This window comes from Pseudomonas sp. FW305-3-2-15-C-LB1 (assembly GCF_058787615.1).
Genome location: NZ_JBYSZX010000012.1, coordinates 171,016 through 190,857 on the forward strand (window position 1 = coordinate 171,016; position 19,842 = coordinate 190,857).

Below are 19,842 nucleotides of genomic sequence, written 5' to 3' on the forward strand. Positions count from 1 at the left end.
CAGCCTCATAGCACCACATCGCTTGGTTGTAGTTGGCCTCGTACTTCCACTTCAAAGGTCGCGTGTCCTGCCCCGTAATTTATCATCAGCGTGCTGACGTTTTCTTTTGGGTCATAGTAAATGGCGCCTTCGCCAGCTATCAGCCCGTGTCCCATCCCCTGCTCGAGGACGGACTCGTTCAAGCGTACCGGCTTGCCACCGGTTACTGTGCGTATACCCGACACATCAATCTTGTCCTTGCCGCTTTCGAAATCCATGATGGTATCGACGCCGTTGAACATGCTCGAATCAGTCGGACTGCCGTAGACAAAGGTATCCGCGCCTTTCCCGCCCCACAGCTTGTCCCAGCCTCTGCCGCCATGAATAACGTCGTTACCGTCACCGCCTTCCAGGATGTTATTGGCGTCGTTACCCACGATCAAATCGTCGCCCTTGCCGCCTTTGGCGTTTTCGATGATGACGCCATTGGCGATAGAAAGGTTCCTGTCACGGCCATTGGCATTGGTGAAGGTGCCCGGCATCAGGCTGATCTTCTGGTCCTTTTTGTAACCGGAAAGATCCAGCGTGTCGTTGCCGCCGCCATCCCAGATGGTACCCCTGAGTTCATCCTTGTCGGACTTGAGCTTCAGGACGTCACGGTCGGCGTTCGAGTTGAAGCCGTAGACAGTGTCTCCCTTGCGCGTTTCATGGTTAGCGCCGTATCGGCTTTGAATCGCGGTGATGTCATCCATCAAGGGCATAGGTGTAGGGCTTCCATGTTCATATTTGCTCATGATGGTGTGTTTACGGGAGTCCTCCAAATAGCCAAGTTTGTTCTGTTCATATTTTTTTCCGTAGTTGCGTCCCGGGTGGGTCAAGCCAAGCGTGTGGCCGGCTTCATGCACCAACGTCGTCATGCCGCCCGGGCCTGAACTTTCCTTTTCTGTGGTCCAGACCTGTGCGCTTTGCTTTTCTTTTTTCGGCTGAATGGCGTGGGGGTTGAAGGGCGCGTGTTCACCTCTCGGGTTGCGCATGGTCTTAAAGTTTCCGAACTCGATATGGCCTTCGCTTTGCTCATTTCTTGGTCCTTCGACAAACTTGACGTTCGTCACATCTGCCCACTGGTTGAGTGCGTCGCGGGTTTTAGCCTTATTTGCTTCGGACACATCATTCACGCCCTGGTAGCGGCCGTACTCTTTTTTAGGTTTATCGGAGCCGGGTATGAACGAGTAGGTGACAACCGTGACACCATCACCGTTCTTGTCACGCCAACCTAAATGCGGACTTATCAAGCGCGGGATAGCTTCCTGCGAGGTTTTTGACTTCAGGCCATTTTTTTCAATATGCCCACCGCGGTCATCGCGGTGCTTGAAGTCGTCGACCTGTTGGTAGGTGGCACTACCGTGGGGGGAAATGGCGCTGATCGGCATGGGGGTTCCTATTCAAAATCGTGAGCCCAGAGTTTGCTCGCGTTGAATAGGCTGCGTACTAAGCACTTTCCGAAAGTCGTGAGAGATGTTTACCGACATTTCTGTAGGGCGATGTGGCTGTGCAGTGCATTTGCGCACTGCACATGCTTGATTACACGATCACCGGTGGCATTGTCGTGGGGGGTTCCTCGACGGGCGGTGGCTGATGCTCCGGCGGTTCCTTTTCCGGAATCGGTTCCGGTTCGGTGGGTGGCAGGGTGGGGTTGTCGATATTCGGGTCCGGGGTTTCAGCCGGGATCGGGATATTCATCGGTGTGGCCTCCTTTGTGCTTTGCTCTATCGGTGGACAGCTGTCAGGGCGAATTGATTCCCCGCCCAATGGCAGCACATCCACCTGAACTTTTAACCAGCGTGCAGGCTCGGACCTATACGGAGCTGCTCAGGGAGAGCTCAGCCGTATCGCAATTTCGGATCAAGCAAAGAGCGTCCACAGGGCGTAAGGGGAAGATGCTCGATGACTGCTGAAACACAGGTTCCAGACACCTCCATATTGCCGCTGTCCCAGGCGCTGTTGCTGCCCCGGATCGCGATCGAAAGCACCACCCCCGTGATCGACGGCGGCGAATTTGCCGTCAAGGCCGTGGTCGGCCAGCGGGTCAACGTCACCAGCAAAGTGTTTGCCGACGGCCATGACAAGCTCGCCGTGCTGATCCGCTGGCGCCCGCTGCAGGACGAAAGCTGGCACAGCGTGGTCATGACCGACGTGGGCAACAACGGCTGGGAAGGCGCGTTTACCGTGACCCAGCAAGGCCCCCACGAATACTGCATCGAAGCCTGGATCGATACCTTCGCCAGCTTCTGTTACGAGCTGCGCAAGAAGCACGAGGCCGGCGTGCCGGTCAGCCTGGAGTTGCAGGAAGGCCGCAGCCTGGTGCTGCAGGCCGCCGAACGCAGTGACAATGAACTTCGCGACCGCCTGATGCTGCTGCATCATGAGCTCTCCGGCCTGCTGGAAACCGAGCAGGTTGCGCAGTTCCTGCACGAAGACAGTGCACATTTGATGACACAGGCTGATCACCGTGCCTACCTGAGCATCAGCACGGTTTACCCGATCGATGTGGAACGTGAGGCGGCACTGTTCGCCAGTTGGTACGAGCTGTTCCCGCGCTCGATCACTGACGATCCCGCACGGCACGGCACGTTCAATGACGTGCATTCGCGCCTGTCGATGATCCATGACATGGGCTTCGACGTGCTCTATTTCCCGCCTATCCACCCCATCGGGCGCAGCCACCGCAAAGGCAAGAACAACTCGCTGACCGCCGGTCCCGATGATCCGGGCAGCCCGTATGCAATCGGCAGCGAAGAGGGCGGCCACGAAGCCATCCACCCGCAACTGGGCAGCCGCGACGACTTCCGCCGCCTGGTCCAGGCCGCCGCCGAACACGGCCTGGAAATCGCCCTGGACTTCGCCATCCAGTGTTCCCAGGACCACCCATGGCTCAAAGAGCATCCGGGCTGGTTCAACTGGCGCCCGGACGGCACGATCAAGTACGCGGAAAACCCGCCGAAAAAGTATCAGGACATCGTCAACGTCGACTTCTATGCGGCGGATGCCATCCCAGGCCTGTGGACCGAGCTGCGCGATATCGTGGTGGGCTGGGTGGAAGAGGGTGTGAAGACTTTTCGCGTCGACAACCCCCACACCAAGCCGCTGCCGTTCTGGCAATGGTTGATCAGCGACGTACGGTCCAGGTACCCGGAGGTGATCTTCCTCGCCGAGGCGTTCACCACGCCGGCGATGATGGCGCGCCTGGGCAAGGTCGGCTACTCCCAGAGCTATACCTACTTCACCTGGCGCAATACCAAGGCCGAATTGAGCGAATACCTGACGCAGTTGAATGAATCGCCATGGCGTGAGTGCTATCGGCCGAATTTCTTCGTCAACACGCCGGACATCAACCCTGGCTTCCTGCATGAGTCAGGACGCCCGGGCTTTTTGATCCGCGCCGCGCTGGCAACCATGGGCTCGGGCCTGTGGGGCATGTATTCGGGTTTCGAGTTGTGTGAAGCGGCCCCGGTGCCCGGCAAAGAGGAATACCTGGATTCGGAGAAATACGAAATCCGCCCTCGGGATTTCACCGCCCCCGGCAACATCATCGCCGAGATCGCCCAGCTCAACCGCATTCGTCGGCAGAACCCGGCACTGCAAACGCATTTGGGGCTGAAGCTCTACAACGCCTGGAACGACAACATCCTGTATTTCGGCAAGCGCAGCGAGGATGGCAGCAACTTCATTCTGGTGGCGGTCAACCTGGACCCTTACAACGCCCAGGAGGCCAATTTCGAGTTGCCGCTGTGGGAGTTGGGGTTGCCGGACGATGCCCAGACCCAGGGCGAAGACTTGATGAATGGCCACCGCTGGACCTGGTATGGCAAGCACCAGTGGACACGGCTGGAGCCGCAGATGCCGTTCGGGATCTGGCGTATCACCACCTCTTAAACCCTGCGCGGGACAAATGTGGGAGGGGGCTCGCCTCCGATAGCAGTGTGTCAGCCACCGCTTCATCAACTGACACACCTTCATCGGGTGCAGGTCGAATCTTCGCACCGCCTCTCCCACATTGACCGAGTGGTTCAAGTATTTCAGGAGCTTCCAATGGCGAAGAAACCCACCGCTGCCACCTTCATCAAAGACCCGCTCTGGTACAAGGACGCGGTGATCTACCAGGTTCACGTCAAATCCTATTTCGACTCCAACAATGACGGTATCGGCGACTTTCCCGGCCTGATCGCCAAGCTCGATTACATCGCCGACCTCGGCGTCAACACTATCTGGCTGCTGCCGTTCTACCCGTCGCCACGCCGCGACGATGGCTACGACATCGCAGAATACCGAGGCGTACACAGTGACTACGGCACCATGGCCGACGCCAAGCGCTTTATCGCCGAGGCGCACAAGCGCGGTCTGCGGGTGATCACCGAGCTGGTGATCAACCACACCTCCGACCAGCACCCCTGGTTCCAGCGCGCACGCAAGGCCAAGCCCGGTTCGGCGGCGCGGGACTTCTACGTGTGGTCGGATGACGACCAGAAATACGACGGCACGCGCATCATCTTCCTCGACACCGAAAAATCCAACTGGACCTGGGACCCGGTCGCCGGCCAATACTTCTGGCACCGTTTCTACTCGCACCAGCCCGACCTCAACTTCGACAACCCGCAGGTCATGAAAGCCGTGCTGTCGGTGATGCGTTACTGGCTGGACATGGGCATCGACGGCCTGCGCCTGGACGCGATCCCCTATTTGATCGAACGCGATGGGACCAACAACGAAAACCTGCCTGAGACTCACGACGTGCTCAAGCAGATCCGCGCCGAGATCGACGCCCACTACCCCGACCGCATGCTGCTGGCCGAAGCCAACCAGTGGCCGGAAGACACGCAACTCTACTTCGGTGACAAAAAGGGCGACGACGGCGACGAATGCCACATGGCCTTCCATTTTCCGCTGATGCCGCGCATGTACATGGCCCTGGCCCAGGAAGATCGCTTCCCGATCACCGATATCCTGCGCCAGACTCCGGAAATCCCCGCCAATTGCCAGTGGGCGATCTTCCTGCGCAACCATGATGAGCTGACCCTGGAAATGGTCACCGACAAAGAGCGCGACTACCTGTGGAACTACTACGCCGCCGACCGGCGTGCGCGGATCAACCTGGGCATTCGCCGGCGCCTGGCACCGTTGATGGAGCGCGATCGGCGCCGTGTCGAGTTGCTCAACAGTCTGTTGCTGTCGATGCCGGGCACGCCGACCTTGTACTACGGCGATGAAATCGGCATGGGCGATAACATCTACCTGGGTGACCGCGATGGGGTGCGCACGCCGATGCAGTGGTCCATCGACCGCAACGGCGGTTTCTCCCGCGCCGACCCGGCCAGCCTGGTACTGCCGCCGATCATGGACCCGCAATATGGCTATCAGTCGGTCAATGTGGAGACCCAGGCCCAGGACCCGCATTCGCTGCTGAACTGGACCCGGCGCATGTTGGCGGTGCGCAAGCAGTCCAAGGCCTTTGGCCGGGGCAGCCTGAAAATGCTCTCGCCGAGCAACCGGCGCATCCTGGCCTATACCCGCGAATTCACCGGGGAGGACGGGCGCAACGAGATCATTTTGTGCGTGGCCAACGTGTCGCGCAGTGCCCAGGCGGCAGAGCTGGACCTGTCGGCGTTTGCCGGCATGGTGCCGGTGGAAATGCTCGGCGGTAATGCCTTCCCGCCCATCGGCCAGCTGAATTTCCTGCTGACCCTGGCGCCCTACGGCTTCTATTGGTTTGTGCTGGCGCCGGAAAACCAGATGCCCAGCTGGCATGTGGAACCGGCCCAGAGCATGCCCGACTTCACCACACTGGTATTGAAAAAACGCATGGAAGAACTGCTTGAAGAACCTTGCCGAGCGTCCCTGGAACAGACCGCTCTGCCGGCGTGGTTGCCCAAGCGCCGCTGGTTTGCTGGCAAGGACACGGCCATCGACAGCGTGCGCATTGCCTACGGTGCGCGTTTTGGCGACCCGCAGCATCCGGTGTTGCTCAGCGAGGTCGAAGTGACGGCCGCAGGCCAGGTCAGCCGCTACCAGCTACCGTTCGGATTCCTCGGTGAAGACCAGTTCACCAGCGCCTTGCCCCAACAATTGGCGCTGGCCCGTGTACGTCGGGTGCGCCAGGTCGGGTTGGTGACCGATGCCTTCAGCCTTGAACACTTTATTCGTGCGGTGATCCAGGGCTTGCAGGCGGGCACCGTGCTGGAGACCAGTGACGGTGAGCTGCGCTTTGCGGCCACACCGCACTTGGACAGGTTGCAACTGACGGATGAGTCCGAGGTGCGTTACTTGTCGGCCGAGCAATCCAACAGCTCGGTGGTGGTCGGTGAGAGCCTGGTGCTCAAGCTGATCCGCAAAGTCGCCTCCGGCGTGCACCCGGAACTGGAGATGAGTGCCTATCTGACGGCCGCGGGCTACCCCAATATTTCGCCACTGCTGGGATCGATGGTGCGCCACGACGCCGAGGGCCAGGACAACCTGCTGATGATTGCCCAGGGCTACCTGAGCAACCAGGGCGATGCCTGGAGCTGGACCCAGAACAACCTGGAGCGGGCGATCCGCGACGAACTGGCCGAGGCCATTTCCGAGCAGAAACAACACTACAACGCCCTGGGCGAGCTGGCGGATTTTGCCGGGCTGCTCGGCCAGCGCCTGGGCCAAATGCACCAGGTGCTCGGTGCAAAAACCACCGACAAGGCCTTTAAACCCGAAATCACCACGGCCAAGGACACCCAGGCCTGGGCCAAGGACGTCGGCGCACAACTGGAGCGTGCGCTGCACTTGCTCAAACTTCATCAAAGCCAGTTGAACCCGGCGGATCAAGCGCTGGTCAGTGATTTGCTGGCGCAGAAAAAAGCCATCGCCAGCCATGTGCAGGCTTTGGCGAAAGCCACGGCGGGCGGGTTGCGCATTCGCGTGCATGGTGACTTGCACCTGGGTCAAGTGCTGGTGGTGAAGGGCGATGCTTACCTGATCGACTTCGAAGGGGAGCCGGCGCGGCCATTGCATGAGCGACGTGGCAAGCACAGCCCCTATAAAGATGTGAGCGGCGTATTGCGCTCATTCGACTATGCGGCGGCGATGGCCCTGAATGTTCAAGGGGTGGATCACTCGCCCGAGGCGGACCAGGCGCGCAGACGCGTAACGGAACGTTACCTCAAGGAAGCACGGCAGGCCTTTATCCGGGCTTATCAGGCGGCGACGGCTACACTGGCGCATGACTGGCAGGATGCCAGAGGCCAGGACGCCGCGCTGACGTTGTTCAGCCTGGAGAAGGCCGCGTACGAAGTGGCCTACGAAGCGGAAAACCGCCCGACCTGGTTGCCGGTGCCCCTGCAAGGGTTGCACGGTTTACTGAGCGGGATTGCTTCTATAAAGGAAGCACCTATATCGAACACTGCACGCGGTGGGGAGACGTCATGAGTTTTACACATAAAGAACCGCTGCAACCGAAACTGACTGCATTGCCGGCGTCCAGGGACGTCGAAGCGCTGGTCCGCGCCGAACACCACGACCCGTTCTCGGTGCTGGGGCCGCACGATGATGAACACGGCGGCCAGTTTATCCGCGCATTCCTGCCCGAGGCCTTGAGTGTGCAAGTGCTGGCACGTGATGGCGGCGAGCAGCTGGGCAGCCTGGACGCGAGCCAGGTGCCGGGCCTGTTTGTCGGCCAGTTCAAGACCCGTCAGCCGTACCTGTTGAAAATCCAGTGGGCCGGTGGCGAACAGATCACCGAAGACCCGTACAGCTTCCAGCAACTGCTGCTGGGTGAAATGGACCTTTACCTGTTTGCCGAAGGCAATCACCGCGACCTCGGCAGTTGCCTGGGCGCCCAGGTGACCAGCGTCGACGGCGTGGCGGGCGTGCGCTTTGCCGTGTGGGCACCGAATGCGCGGCGGGTGTCGGTGGTGGGCGACTTCAATATCTGGGACGGTCGTCGCCATCCGATGCGCTTGCGCCATCCTTCCGGGGTGTGGGAGATCTTTATCCCTCGCCTGCAACCGGGGGCGGCCTACAAGTACGAGATTCTAGGTGCCCATGGGATCCTGCCGCTCAAGGCCGATCCGGTGGCGCTGGCCACCCAGTTGCCGCCCGACACAGCCTCCAAGGTGGCCGAACCGTTGCAAGTGGACTGGCAGGACCAGGCCTGGATGCAATCGCGGGTCGACAAGCAAAAGACCACGGCACCGCTGTCGATCTATGAGCTGCACGTCGGCTCCTGGCAGTGCGAGTTGGATGAGGCAGGCGAAGTGGCCCGCCAATATAACTGGCGTGAACTGGCCGAGCGCCTGATTCCCTACGTGCAGCAATTGGGCTTCACCCACGTCGAGCTGATGCCGATCATGGAGCACCCGTTCGGCGGCTCCTGGGGCTACCAGGCGCTGTCGCAATTTGCGCCGACGGCGCGGTTCGGCTCGCCGCAGGATTTCGCCTACTTCGTCGATGCGCTGCACCAGGCCGATATCGGCGTGATCCTTGACTGGGTGCCGGCGCATTTTCCCACCGATACCCACGGCCTCGCGCAATTCGACGGCACTGCGCTGTACGAATATGCCAACCCGCTGGAAGGCTTCCACCAGGATTGGGACACACTGATCTACAACCTGGGCCGCACCGAGGTACACGGCTTCATGCTGGCTTCGGCGCTGCACTGGCTCAAACACTTCCACATCGACGGGCTGCGCGTGGATGCCGTGGCGTCCATGCTCTACCGCGACTATTCGCGCAAGGCCGGCGAATGGGTGCCGAACCGCCATGGCGGCCGCGAGAACCTTGAAGCTATCGACTTCCTGCGCCATCTGAACGACGTGGTGGCCCAGGAAGCGCCGGGTGCGCTGGTGATTGCCGAGGAGTCCACCGCCTGGCCGGGCGTGAGCCAGCCGACCCAACAGGGCGGGTTGGGCTTCAACTACAAATGGAACATGGGCTGGATGCATGACTCCCTGCATTACATCCAGCAGGACCCGGTGTACCGTGCCCACCATCACAACGAACTGAGTTTCGGCCTGGTGTATGCCTGGTCCGAGCGGTTCATCCTGCCGATCTCCCACGATGAGGTGGTACACGGCAAGCACTCGCTGATCGACAAGATGCCAGGCGACCGCTGGCAGAAATTCGCCAACCTGCGTGCCTACCTCGCGTTCATGTGGATGCACCCTGGCAAGAAACTGCTGTTCATGGGCTGCGAGTTCGGCCAATGGCGCGAGTGGAACCACGATCAGCAATTGGACTGGTACTTGCTGCAGTATGCCGAACACAAAGGCGTGCAAAAGCTGGTCGGCGACTTGAACCGTCTATACCGCGAAGAGCCGGCCTTGCATGAACAGGACGATGCGCCCCAGGGCTTCCAGTGGCTGATCGGCGATGACGCGATCAACAGCGTCTATGCCTGGCTGCGCTGGAGCAAGGAGGGTAAGCCGGTGCTGGTGGTGGCCAATTTCACCCCGGTGCCGCGTGAGGGTTACGCCGTCGGTGTTCCTTTTGCTGGACGCTGGAGCGAAGTGATCAACAGTGACGCCGATATGTACGCAGGTTCCAATTACGGTAACGGGGGCGAGGTATTTACCCAGGAAGAGCCCCGTCATGGGCAAGCGGTGTCACTGTCTTTGAATTTGCCGCCCCTGGGTGTGCTGATTCTGCGTCCGGAATCGCTTTAAAGGCTCTACCGTGCTGGATTCTGTTGTCCACGCTACTGGCAGGGTGCCACAATGGCGCCTTTGTCGTAGCGGCTGAATCGAGCGAATTTCATGAATGGCCTTGGGCGTGGGCAGGACCAGGATTGCTTTATAGAAGAGCAGGTGCGTACTGATCGTTTGCACCAGCTGTTCCGACAGTCGTTTGCCGCCATCTTCGGCAGCTACCTGGGCGCCATGATGCTCTGCTGGCTCTGCTGGGACCGGTTCGACCACCAGATCATCGTGGTTTGGTTAGTCATGTTGGCAGCCTCGACGTTACTGCGGCTCAAGATGTTCATGGAGTGGTTTCGCTGCCCCAACGCCGAGCGCACCCCGGATCGCTGGGAGCGCCGCTACTGGATCACGCTGATGCTGTCGGCCGGCATCTGGGGCTTCGGCGCGCTGGCGGTGATGCCCACCGATGACCGACTGTCCCAGGCCCTGGTGATGCTGTTTACCGTGGGCATGTCGGTGAGCGCAGTGTCTTGCTATTCGGCGTACCGCTATATGACGCTGGGGTCCATGGGCCTGGTTTTGTTCCCGTGCACCCTCTGGCTGCTGTTCCAGCCTTCGCCGATGCAAGTCGGCGTGGCCATCGCGGTATTGGTGTTTTCCACCTTTGTGGTGAGTGCCACGCGCAAGCTGTCCGATGCCCTGGAAAAGGCCTTTCGCCTGACCCGGCAAATGGAACGTGCCCACAACATCTCCACCCGCGCCGCCCAGACCGATGAACTCACCGGCCTGATGAATCGCCGCGCCTTCTTCGAGCATGCCCAGGTGTTGTATGAACAATGCCGGCACAATCGTCAGCCGCTTTGTGCGCTGATGATGGACATGGACCACTTCAAGGAAATCAACGACACCTACGGCCACCAGGCCGGTGACCAGGTGTTGCGCCAGATTGGCGGAGTGATCAGCGCTTCGTTCCGCCAGGCCGATGTGTACGGGCGCCTGGGGGGTGAAGAGTTCGCAGTGTTGCTGCCCAACACTTCGCTGGAAACCGCACGGGCTATCGCCGAGCAGTTGATCGAGGCGATCTCAAGCCTGTCTTCCGCGCCGGTGCATGGCTTGACCGCCAGCCTCGGTGTTGCCTCCACCCATGCCCAGGATCAAGACCTGCACGGCCTGATGAATACGGCCGACAAGGCGCTGTACCGGGCGAAAGCCCTGGGTCGTAATCAAGTGGCCGTGGCAGATTAAGGTTTCAGGTCTCGCCTAGGGTATCGCCTTGGCCAATGCCCGGGCCACCTGGTCTGCGGAGTAGGGCTTGGCCAGGAACTCGAACCCTTCGTAGCCACTGTCGGCCAGTTCTTCGCTGTAGCCGGAGGTAAGCACCACCGGCAAGTCCGGGCGTCGCTGGCGCAGCACCTTGGCCATGGCCACACCGGTCATGCCGGGCATCACCACATCCGAGAACACCCCATCGAACCCCAGGGCATCGGCACCGGCCAGGGCGAGCGCCTGTTCGGCATCGGTGGCCCAGGTGGTGCGGTAGCCCAGGTCCTGGAGGATCTGGTTGGCGAAGCGACCCACTTCCAGGTTGTCCTCTACGATGAGGATATGGCGCGGCGTCGCAGTGTGGACCGGTGCAAGCTCCTCTGGGCGCTGCGCGAGAGGCATCGCGGGTGGGGCCACTTCCGGCAGATACAAGGTAAACACAGTGCCCTGGCCCACGCGGCTGGACACATCGACGTTGCCGCCGGACTGCTTGGCAAACCCGAATACCTGGGACAAGCCCAGGCCAGTGCCTTTGCCCACGGCCTTGGTGGTGAAAAACGGCTCGAAAATGTGCTCGAAGGTGTCTCCCGCAATACCGCTGCCGGTGTCGGTCAGGGAAACGCTCACAAACCCTTCGTGCACCGCTGCGTCGCCGCGAATACGCGGCATTGCATCCACCGTGGCGACACGCAGGACCAGCGTGCCCTGGCCGTCCATGGCATCCCGGGCATTGAGTGCGATATTGATCAGCGCAGTTTCGAACTGGCTGGAGTCGACGCGCACATGGCAAGGGGCATCAGGCAGTTCTACTTGCACGTGGATGCGTGCGCCGGTGACGCTTTCGAGCATCTCGCCGATGTTCTTGACCCGTTGGCCCGCATCGAAGACTTCCGGGTTCAGCGGTTGGCGGCGGGCGAAGGCGAGCAGTTGACTGGTGAGTTTGCTGGCCCGCTCTACGGTATCGGACACCGCGCCCATGTAGCGTTGGCGCCGTTCTTCGGACAACCCCGGCTGACGCAGGAAGTCCACCGAGGAGCGAATGATGGTCAGCAGGTTGTTGAAGTCGTGGGCCACGCCGCCGGTCAATTGGCCGATGGCTTCGAGTTTCTGTGACTGGCGCAGTGCGGCCTCGGCCTGGGTGAGGGCAGCGGTGCGTTCCTGTACCCGTTGTTCCAGCGAGGCGTTCAGCTCGGTGAAGGCTGCCAGGCCTTCGCGTACGGCGACGTCGGCGCGTACGCGCTCGATATGGGCCCAGGAGCGCTCGGTGACTTCTCCTACCAGCGCCAGGTCATAGGGCGACCAGACCCGGGCCTTTTTGTCATGCACGGCCATCAAGGCGGTGAGGCGGCCGTGCTTGATCAATGGGAAACACACAGTGGCCAACGCGCCCAGTGCCTGATAGCTCGCGGCGTCCTCGGGGGCGAACTCGATGCGATTGTCCTGCACCACCAACGGTTCGCCGGCGCGCAGGCGCTGTACCGCCATTGCGCCGAACGAGGCCAGGCTGTAGTGACCCACGATGCTCGGCGAGCCGGGCGCTGCCCAGTTGCCGCGAATGGTAAAGCCGTCTTCGTCGGCATCCATGTCGGCATACGCGCAGTTGGACACCTGCATGTGCTGCGCCAGCAGGCGCGTGGTGGTGGCCATGATGTGTTCGGCATCGGTGGCGGTGGCGACCGCATTGCCGATGGTGTCCAGGGCCGCCAGGCGCTGGGTGAGAAATACGGTGGTGGTGGTTTCGGTGACCGTGTCGAGCATGCCGACGATCTTGCCATCGGGGTCGCGGATCGGGCTGTAGCAGAACGTGAAGTAGGCCTGCTCCGGCCCCGCACCACGCTCAATGACCAGGGGGAAATTCTCGATGTAGGTCGCGTGCCCCTCGAATGCCGCGTCGGCGATCGGGCTGATCTGGTCCCAGACTTCGTGCCAGATTTCGCTGAAAGGGCGGCCCAATGCGTCAGGTTTATCGCCCAGGATCGGAATAAACGCATCGTTGTAGAGCGTGATCAACTGCGGTCCCCAGATGATGGCCTGGGGAAAGCTTGAGGCGAAGCACAGTGCGGCCGTGGTCTTGAGCACATCCGGCCACTGTTCCAGCGGACCCAGGGGCGTATTCGCCCAATCATGCTGGCGAACCCGCTCAGCCATGTCGCTGCTACTCTGCAGCCAATTCATCATTGCAAGAACACCTTGTTTGCCGCGATCTGCGTAACGCCTTGAAGGGAGGGCCTGACAAGCAACAGACCGGAAACCCCGCTGGCAGTTCAGCGGGATTATCGAGGTGATAGCAACTTGATGCACTCTGCGTGCGTGGCGATCTGCAAACCGGCTTATTGCGCGCCGAAAACCGCCGTCCAATAAATCCCCGCGTCACTCTTCGGGTCCATCGCATAGGCCGCGCCCAGCTCGCGGAACTGCGGGTTCATCAGGTTGGCGCAATGGCCCGGGCTGGCGAGCCAGCCGTCGACCACCTTGCGCGGCGTGTCCAGGCCGGCGGCGATGTTTTCGCCGATGTTCTTCGCGATATACCCGGCCAGTTCCGCACGGTCGCCGGGGGTACGGCCGTCGTGGTCGAGGTGGTCGAAGAAATTGCCGTTGGCCATGTTTCGCGTGTGGCTGTTGGCGGCGCCGGCCAGGTCGTCATTCCACGACAAGGGCGTGGTGGCGGTAAACGCCTGGGGGCCGCATTGCCTTGGCTGCGATCGCGCGGCGTTGATCAGGTTGAGCAGTTGCCTGCCTTCGGTCTGCCAATCGCCCAGGCCACTGGTCAGTAGCGGGCGGGCGAGCACGATGCGCCAGTCCTGGCCGCTGTTGCTCACGCCGATATCGACGAATTGCGGGTCCAGCACCACGCGGCAGAAGCTCTCGCGCACGGCCTTCATGGCCGCCTGGGCATCCTTGGGCCCGGACAGGCTGATGGCCTGCACGTTGACCATCGGGTACGCGGCGCGTGCCAGCGCTTGCTGCAAGTCGCCCACATTGGTGGCCGGCAGCACCAGCCGGGTGTCGCTGGCCAGCGGTGGCAGTTCCTGGGAACCCTGGTCGCCGCAACGTTGCACCTGGCTGCGGTATTGGTTGATCTGTTGTACCAACTGACTTTCTTCATTCGCCATCGCGCTGGCGCAGAACACCGTACTGGCGGCCAGCGTCGTGAGACCCATCATCAATGACAGAACGCGCATGGACGTTACCCTTGAGCTTGAAAGTGCCCATGATGCGCGATGTAACCCGGTCTGGCGCAACGCCTTTTTTGTTTTTTTGCCTCAATGGGTGTTCTGGAGGCTGTTACAAGCGCTGAAGCGGCGCCATGCCATCACACCGGCCAGCAGGGTCAAACCCAGCGCCACGCTGAACGTTGTATGCAGACCATAGGCCACGGATTGGGGCAGGGCGCGGGTCACGTCCGGGCTGGCCCAGGCAAACACTGCACCCAGTACGGACGTGCCGACGATCAACACACCACCCGTCAACGTGCAGGCCTGTACAGCTTTGCCCTGCCACTGACGTTGCCGGGCTTTACCGTGGCGATGCTCTGGCATCCCCGGCAAGATGCCGACCTTGCCCACCGTTGGTCGCGCGGGTGTTTGCGTGAGGTATGCGCCGAACAGGTACAATCAGCGCTGCCTTGACGCTGAACCCCCAGGAATTTGCATGTACAGCCTTACCCGCTACACCACACCGTGCCCCGAGCCGATCAACAGCCAGATCCTGCAATTGGTGGTGGATAACCTCACTGACATCAGCAGCGTAGCGCTGCCGCCGAGCAACCTGCTGTACAACATCTACCAATATGCCACCGGCTTTGAAGTGCACCTGTACCTCGAAGCGCTCAACGGTGCCAAAGGCATTGCGGTCGAGTTGGTGGTGGCGATGGACGGGGACAAGCTGATTGGCTTTTGCCTGTACCTGCCCGTGAAGGATGATCCAGAGGCCTGCGGTGTTGCGTTCATGGCGGTGCAGGTCGGCTATCGGCGCCAGGGTGTGGCCCGCGCAATGATGCGTGACGTGTTGAGCCGTTATCCCCATGCTGAATTGGCCTGTTCGGTGGAGAAGGTGCCCGCCTTTGAGGGCATGGGCTTTCAAGTGCGTGGTGCGCGCGGCACCCAGGTGTTGATGAACACGCGGGACTACGGCACCGATGGCCTGATGGGCGTGCTGGATGTGGCGTCGATCTACCGCTCGCTGGAGGTGCGGCAGATTCATACGTACCTGCTGCAAAAGCATGGCAAGCGCGCCATGGTGGATGCGGAGAAGCAGCGTGACCGCCACCTCGATCAACTGGCGCGCAAGGTGCAGTTGTTTGTTGCCGGGCGTTGAGTGGATCTTTTTTGTGGCAAGCCCGCTCACTACCATGTGGCAATGTGAGCTGTCAGTTGCCGCCGCCGTGTAGGTTGTTGCATCGTCACCCAAAACTTTCTAGACGCGCCCACGATTGACCATCGCCAGGATGGTCGCCAGCAACTCCTGTTGCGCCTCTTCACGGCTGATCTCACCACTGGCCGCTGCCTGGGACAACGCTTCCGCAGCCCCCAGCATTGCCCTTAGACCCGGCTGGGAAATCCGGCCGAAGGGCGACAGCGCATCGCGGCATTTAGCGAGAAAGATTGCCTCGTACTGGCGCTTGAGCGTCTCCAGCTCCGGCGAGCTGCTGAGCGCGGCGATCACCCCCGGAATTTCCCGACCTTGCAACAGCACGCAGTCCACATAGGACGCGGCGATCACCCAGGCACGATCCTCAAGCGTAGCGCTGCTGGCTTCGATGGCGTCGACAAACACCTGGTTCTGGCGCGCATCGAAGTCTTCATACAGCGCGGTCAGCAACCCGGCGCGGGTGACAAAATGGTCGTAAACCACCGGCTTGGTGACGCCCGCCAGTTCCGCCAGGCGGCCAAGGGTCAGGGCGTCTGTGCCTTCATCGCGCACCAGTTGCCAGGCCACATCAAGTAGTTGGCGCAGGCGATCTTCACGGGACAGGCGACGGCGTGGGGTAGGGGATGCGGGGCTTGACATGCTTATATACCAAAAGTAACTTACTGATCGTAACTTAAGCCCAGCCTAACCCTGAAGGGGAGTTTTGTCATGCATGCGTTGATTGTTGTTGCCCATCACGACCCGCAATCTCTCACCCACAGCGTCGCCGCGCAGGTGGCCGTCGGCCTCGGCGCATCCGGCCACACATTCGAGATCGCCGACCTTGCCGCCGAAGGGTTTGACCCGCGCTACAACGCCGCCGACCATGCGGTACACCGCAGCCGCGCCACGCCCCCGGCCGACGTACTGGCCGAACAGGCCCGCCTTGACCGCGCCGACGCGCTGGTGCTGGCGTTCCCGATCTATTGGTGGTCGCTGCCGGGCTTGCTCAAGGGCTGGATCGACCGTGTATTCGTCAACGGCTGGGCCATCGAGTACGGCCCGGATACCCCGATGGTGAAAAAACTGCGGCACCTGCAGGTCCACCTGCTGGCCCTGGGCGCGGCGGATGACGATGCCTTTGATCGGCACGGCTATGCCAAGGCGATGCGCACGCAGATCGACTACGGGATTTTTGATTACTGTGGCGCGCAGGTGGTGACGTCCGAATTGTTGCTGGAGTCGGAAAGCGGTGGGGCGCAGGCGCATCTGGACAAGGCCAGGGCCGTTGGTCGGGGAGTGTTTGAAACCGAGGCGGTTGCCGGTTGATTCAAACGTCGCGAAACAAGTCGTGGGCATCCAGCAGGCGGTAGGCGATTTCCGGACGTTTTTCCATGCCTCGGCGGATCGCGGCCGGGATCGATTGGCGGGTCTTGCGACACATCCCTGGCAAATCGTCGATGACGATCTGGATCCCGCGCATGCTCTTGACCTCGGTATGGCCAGGGGCGATATGCACGCGGATGCCCAGTTGCTGGTACATCAGCTGTTGCATGCGCTCCAGGTCCTGCAGGCTCTTGAGGTCTTCAAGCCGGTCGAGCAGTTTCTTCTCTTCCTGGCGCGTGAGCCGGAGGATGCGCTGGTCGGCACCCGGCGTCTGCAACAGTTGTTCGCGGTCGCAGACGCAGGCGCCGGGTGGGCAGGGTTGGCGAATGGTCATGTGCAGAGCCTCCCCATTCCGACGCCGACGCCTTAATAGCTCAGCTGCACCCCGAGACTGCCCAGGGCCTTCCAGTACTCGGGATAGGTCTTGGCCACGCAATCCGGGTCCTGGATGCGAATACCCGAAACCTTCAGCCCGGCCAGGGCAAAGCACATGGCGATGCGGTGGTCGGCGTGGGTGTCGATCAGCGCGGTGCACGCGGTGCCGGCCAATGCGGGGTCGCTGGCTACCAGCAGGTCGTCGCCTTCGATGGTCGCCAGGCCCGGGCGGATTGCATTGAGGCCGTCATGCAGTGCCTGCACACGGTCGCACTCCTTGACCCGCAGGTTGGCCAACTCGGTGAAACGCACCGGCGTGTTGTTGAAAGCCGCGAGCACCGCCAGGGTCGGGATGGCGTCCTGCATCTGCGAGCCGACCACCGTGGCTTGCATGTGCGGGAACTGCGCGATCACGGCCTGGGCCTTGGCGTCCGGCTGGGTGAAATCCTGCGCGGCCACGCCGATGTCGATGCGCCCCCCGGTCAACACCTCAGCGGCCCACAGGTAAGTGGCGGCGGAGGCGTCGGGTTCGATCAGGTAGTCGTGGGCGATGTAGCCGGTCGGGGCCACGCACCAGGTGGTGTCGTCAACGGCTTCAACCTGGGCACCGAAGGCGCGCATGCAGTCCAGGGTCAGGTCGACATAGCCACGGGCACCGATGTCCTTGCCGGTCAGCGCCACTTCAATCGGCGCTTCGCCGCAGGCCGCGAGCATCAGCAGCGCCGACACGTACTGGCTGGACAGGCCGCCGTCGATCTCGAAGCGCTTGGCCTTGATCTTGCCCACGCCATGCACGGTGACCGGCGGGCAACCGGTCGGGCTGTCGACCTGGATGCCGTTCTGGCCGAGGGTCGCCAGCAACGGGCCGATCGGGCGTTTTTGCATGTAGTCGTCGCCGGTCAGCACCACGGTGCCTTCGACCGTGGCCACCGCAGCCGTGAGAAAGCGCATGGCAGTACCGGCATTGCCGAGGAACAGCGGTTGCGACGGCAGGTGCAGTTTGCCGTTGCCGGTGACAACGAAGGTGGTGTCGTCCGGCTCATCGATGGTCACGCCCATTTGGCGCAGGGCCACCGACATATGGCGGGTGTCGTCGCTCTTGAGCGCGCCGCTGAGACGGCTGGTGCCCTTGGCCAGGGCCGCCAGCAACAGGGCGCGGTTGGTAATGGATTTGGAGCCGGGGGGCGCGACCTTGCCATTGAGGGGGAAATTGGGCGGTGTAACGGTCACGGTTTTCTGCGAACTCAAGGGACAGGGCTCCTGATCAAGGCAAGGTGGCACGGAGTGGCCGACGGGCGGACTCGAATAATCGGGCATAGGTACAGTACTTGTCGAGCAGGGAACGCCGCCGGCCGGCATTTTCCGCAGGGTTGTCGATTATCGGGACGCGCTGTAGGTGGATTGCCCTTGGCAGGGTAGGCGTGCGCCCCAACAGGGGGCAGGACAAGCGCGTCCGGTCAATGAAATGCAGGAGTTGTGTAACTTTTCGTACGCGGCGCCTCGATGGACAAGCCGGGGCGATAGGGTAAGTTCAAAGCGCGTCCCATCCCCGGGGCGTTTTCAATCAAGGAGTGACTGAAATGAACAAACCCCAGACTCAACTCAGACATGGCCGCGTCGTGACCCCGGCCAGCCGTGGCTCGGTGGCTGTTGAACGCGGGCTGCTGGGCAACTGGCAAGTCAACGAAATGGAAGGCGGCAAGAACTTCCCGGCGCTGACTGCCGGGCCGTTCCCCGCACCCTATCAAACCGACGACCAGAGTGTGACGCCGCCGGCCGATGGACATATCTTGAGCGGCGGCAAAACCGACGAGCGCGATTGCATCAACTACACCGATGAGGAGATGAGCAAAAAGCTCAACACGTCGTTTACCTGGCCACTGCTGAATGTGGAGGCCGGACAAGTCTTCAAGGTGCAGTGGGAGTACACCGCCGCCCACGTTACCCGTGGTTACCGCTGGTTCATCACCAGGGATGGCTGGGACCCGAAACAGCGCATCAGTCGCGCTCAATTGGACACCCAGCCGTTCTTCGAGGATTTCTACACCCAAGTGCCGTACTACCAGCATGCCGACGAACTGAAAGCCAAGGTCGAGCATCAGGTGACATTGCCCAAGGGTAAGCAAGGCCGACATGTGGTGGTGCTGATGTGGATCGTCGCCAACACGGGCAACGCGTTCTACCAGGCGTTTGACCTGGACTTCAAATAAAGTCCGGTCAACGCTTGCTCAACCAGTAATCATGTAGCGCCCGCGCAGCCGGTTCGATTTCGCTGACCCGCTGTTGATGGGCGTCTACATCCAGGTCGGCCGGCAATTCGAAGTTGTCCTGTTCGGCGCACCAGGAAATATTCTCCAACTGCGCGGCCTGCTCGGCGGGCAATTCCGGCCAGTTACCGATGGCGGCGCCACGGATGTAGCCAAAGCACCATTCCTCGGCGAGGGTCACGGTGTGGCCCTGGTGTTCGGTATCGTCGAAGCGCGCCTTGAAACCCGTGGCGTCAGTGGCCAGTTGCCCGGCCAGGGTGTTGATATGGCGTACGCACAGTTCGAGGAAACTCTGCGCTTCATCCATGTTGTCCCATTCCGGGTTCTGGCCGCCCCAGATCGCCGGGAACCACTCGGCCACGTCCACCTGCACCGGGCTGGACACCAGCGCGGTGAAGTAGCCGTCGAGTTCGGCCAGGTTCAGCACCGAATGGTCGTCGCCGTATTTAAGCAAAGTGTCTTCGATGAACTCGAATTCGGCGGCGGTGAGGGGTTGGGCGTGCATGGGCATATCCTTTAAACGTCGAGCGCCGCTGTCGGGGCGGCCTAAAGCGCGAAGGATG

Annotated in this window: 15 protein-coding genes and 1 pseudogene; 8 read left to right on the forward strand and 8 right to left on the reverse strand. The window is 61.4% G+C overall.

The annotated features are described in order from the left end of the window. Positions 1-5: 5 nt before the first annotated feature. Both AC3WP7_RS22020 and AC3WP7_RS22025 read right to left on the reverse strand, forming a co-directional pair. Positions 6-1,409, reverse strand: a complete 1,404-nt coding sequence (locus AC3WP7_RS22020) for a M10 family metallopeptidase C-terminal domain-containing protein (protein WP_269076711.1) — start codon at positions 1,407-1,409, stop codon at positions 6-8. 151 nt (positions 1,410-1,560) lie between these two features. After that, complete coding sequence (locus AC3WP7_RS22025) at positions 1,561-1,719, reverse strand: hypothetical protein (protein WP_170856115.1); 159 nt, start codon at positions 1,717-1,719, stop codon at positions 1,561-1,563. A gap of 204 nt (positions 1,720-1,923) precedes the next feature. Between AC3WP7_RS22025 and AC3WP7_RS22030 the strand changes: the two genes are divergently transcribed. The 4 genes from AC3WP7_RS22030 (at position 1,924) to AC3WP7_RS22045 (ending at position 10,883) form a co-directional block, all read left to right on the forward strand. Further along, a complete protein-coding gene (locus AC3WP7_RS22030) occupies positions 1,924-3,912 on the forward strand; it encodes an alpha-1,4-glucan--maltose-1-phosphate maltosyltransferase (protein WP_092249086.1) in 1,989 nt (662 codons plus the stop codon). 156 nt (positions 3,913-4,068) lie between these two features. Further along, positions 4,069-7,431: a maltose alpha-D-glucosyltransferase gene (gene treS, locus AC3WP7_RS22035; RefSeq protein ID WP_102592974.1), complete on the forward strand. Its 3,363-nt coding sequence runs from the start codon at positions 4,069-4,071 to the stop codon at positions 7,429-7,431. Further along, complete coding sequence (gene glgB / locus AC3WP7_RS22040; RefSeq protein ID WP_102592973.1) at positions 7,428-9,665, forward strand: 1,4-alpha-glucan branching protein GlgB; 2,238 nt, start codon at positions 7,428-7,430, stop codon at positions 9,663-9,665. Before treS ends, glgB begins: the two co-directional genes overlap by 4 nt. 90 nt (positions 9,666-9,755) lie before the next feature. Beyond that, positions 9,756-10,883 carry a GGDEF domain-containing protein gene (locus tag AC3WP7_RS22045; protein WP_102592972.1) on the forward strand — a complete coding sequence of 376 codons (1,128 nt, stop codon included), beginning with the start codon at positions 9,756-9,758 and terminating at the stop codon, positions 10,881-10,883. A 15-nt stretch (positions 10,884-10,898) separates the two neighbouring features. Here the strand turns inward: AC3WP7_RS22045 and AC3WP7_RS22050 are convergent, their stop codons facing one another. Both AC3WP7_RS22050 and AC3WP7_RS22055 read right to left on the reverse strand, forming a co-directional pair. Next, the gene (locus AC3WP7_RS22050; RefSeq protein ID WP_102592971.1) at positions 10,899-13,079 is read right to left on the reverse strand and encodes a GAF domain-containing protein; all 2,181 of its coding nucleotides are present in this window, start codon (positions 13,077-13,079) and stop codon (positions 10,899-10,901) included. A 152-nt stretch (positions 13,080-13,231) separates the two neighbouring features. Beyond that, positions 13,232-14,083: a CAP domain-containing protein gene (locus tag AC3WP7_RS22055; protein ID WP_092249097.1), complete on the reverse strand. Its 852-nt coding sequence runs from the start codon at positions 14,081-14,083 to the stop codon at positions 13,232-13,234. A gap of 276 nt (positions 14,084-14,359) precedes the next feature. Between AC3WP7_RS22055 and AC3WP7_RS22060 the strand changes: the two are divergent. Both AC3WP7_RS22060 and AC3WP7_RS22065 read left to right on the forward strand, forming a co-directional pair. Further along, positions 14,360-14,530, forward strand: a pseudogene (locus tag AC3WP7_RS22060) (LysR family transcriptional regulator); the annotation flags it as partial. 22 nt (positions 14,531-14,552) lie between these two features. Continuing rightward, positions 14,553-15,218, forward strand: a complete 666-nt coding sequence (locus tag AC3WP7_RS22065; RefSeq protein WP_071490574.1) for a GNAT family N-acetyltransferase — start codon at positions 14,553-14,555, stop codon at positions 15,216-15,218. 99 nt (positions 15,219-15,317) lie between these two features. Here AC3WP7_RS22065 and AC3WP7_RS22070 read toward each other — a convergent pair whose 3' ends face one another. Beyond that, positions 15,318-15,911 carry a TetR/AcrR family transcriptional regulator gene (locus AC3WP7_RS22070; protein ID WP_102592970.1) on the reverse strand — a complete coding sequence of 198 codons (594 nt, stop codon included), beginning with the start codon at positions 15,909-15,911 and terminating at the stop codon, positions 15,318-15,320. A 69-nt stretch (positions 15,912-15,980) separates the two neighbouring features. Here AC3WP7_RS22070 and AC3WP7_RS22075 point away from each other — a divergent pair, with 69 nt between their 5' ends. Further along, positions 15,981-16,580, forward strand: a complete 600-nt coding sequence (locus AC3WP7_RS22075; protein ID WP_093127716.1) for an NAD(P)H-dependent oxidoreductase — start codon at positions 15,981-15,983, stop codon at positions 16,578-16,580. Between the two features lies 1 nt (position 16,581). Here the strand turns inward: AC3WP7_RS22075 and AC3WP7_RS22080 are convergent, their stop codons facing one another. After that, positions 16,582-16,971, reverse strand: coding sequence for a hypothetical protein (locus AC3WP7_RS22080; RefSeq protein ID WP_093127721.1), 390 nt, complete (start codon positions 16,969-16,971; stop codon positions 16,582-16,584). Between the two features lie 32 nt (positions 16,972-17,003). Next, positions 17,004-18,260, reverse strand: coding sequence for a 3-phosphoshikimate 1-carboxyvinyltransferase (locus AC3WP7_RS22085; protein ID WP_093127724.1), 1,257 nt, complete (start codon positions 18,258-18,260; stop codon positions 17,004-17,006). A gap of 332 nt (positions 18,261-18,592) precedes the next feature. Between AC3WP7_RS22085 and AC3WP7_RS22090 the strand changes: the two genes are divergently transcribed. Beyond that, a complete protein-coding gene (locus AC3WP7_RS22090; RefSeq protein WP_093514474.1) occupies positions 18,593-19,222 on the forward strand; it encodes a lytic polysaccharide monooxygenase auxiliary activity family 9 protein in 630 nt (209 codons plus the stop codon). 7 nt (positions 19,223-19,229) lie between these two features. Here the strand turns inward: AC3WP7_RS22090 and AC3WP7_RS22095 are convergent, their stop codons facing one another. Further along, a complete protein-coding gene (locus AC3WP7_RS22095) occupies positions 19,230-19,784 on the reverse strand; it encodes a UPF0149 family protein (protein ID WP_093514473.1) in 555 nt (184 codons plus the stop codon). Between the last annotated feature and the right edge of the window lie 58 nt (positions 19,785-19,842).

Coding starts and splice junctions, on each gene's coding strand:
- AC3WP7_RS22050 (WP_102592971.1), bottom strand. CDS start 13,079: ATGATGAATTGGCTGCAGAGTAGCAGCGACATGGCTGAGCGGGTTCGC.
- AC3WP7_RS22020 (WP_269076711.1), bottom strand. CDS start 1,409: ATGCCGATCAGCGCCATTTCCCCCCACGGTAGTGCCACCTACCAACAG.
- glgB (WP_102592973.1), top strand. CDS start 7,428: ATGAGTTTTACACATAAAGAACCGCTGCAACCGAAACTGACTGCATTG.
- AC3WP7_RS22065 (WP_071490574.1), top strand. CDS start 14,553: ATGTACAGCCTTACCCGCTACACCACACCGTGCCCCGAGCCGATCAAC.
- treS (WP_102592974.1), top strand. CDS start 4,069: ATGGCGAAGAAACCCACCGCTGCCACCTTCATCAAAGACCCGCTCTGG.
- AC3WP7_RS22045 (WP_102592972.1), top strand. CDS start 9,756: ATGAATGGCCTTGGGCGTGGGCAGGACCAGGATTGCTTTATAGAAGAG.
- AC3WP7_RS22025 (WP_170856115.1), bottom strand. CDS start 1,719: ATGAATATCCCGATCCCGGCTGAAACCCCGGACCCGAATATCGACAAC.
- AC3WP7_RS22075 (WP_093127716.1), top strand. CDS start 15,981: ATGCATGCGTTGATTGTTGTTGCCCATCACGACCCGCAATCTCTCACC.
- AC3WP7_RS22090 (WP_093514474.1), top strand. CDS start 18,593: ATGAACAAACCCCAGACTCAACTCAGACATGGCCGCGTCGTGACCCCG.
- AC3WP7_RS22070 (WP_102592970.1), bottom strand. CDS start 15,911: ATGTCAAGCCCCGCATCCCCTACCCCACGCCGTCGCCTGTCCCGTGAA.
- AC3WP7_RS22030 (WP_092249086.1), top strand. CDS start 1,924: ATGACTGCTGAAACACAGGTTCCAGACACCTCCATATTGCCGCTGTCC.
- AC3WP7_RS22095 (WP_093514473.1), bottom strand. CDS start 19,784: ATGCACGCCCAACCCCTCACCGCCGCCGAATTCGAGTTCATCGAAGAC.
- AC3WP7_RS22055 (WP_092249097.1), bottom strand. CDS start 14,083: ATGCGCGTTCTGTCATTGATGATGGGTCTCACGACGCTGGCCGCCAGT.
- AC3WP7_RS22080 (WP_093127721.1), bottom strand. CDS start 16,971: ATGACCATTCGCCAACCCTGCCCACCCGGCGCCTGCGTCTGCGACCGC.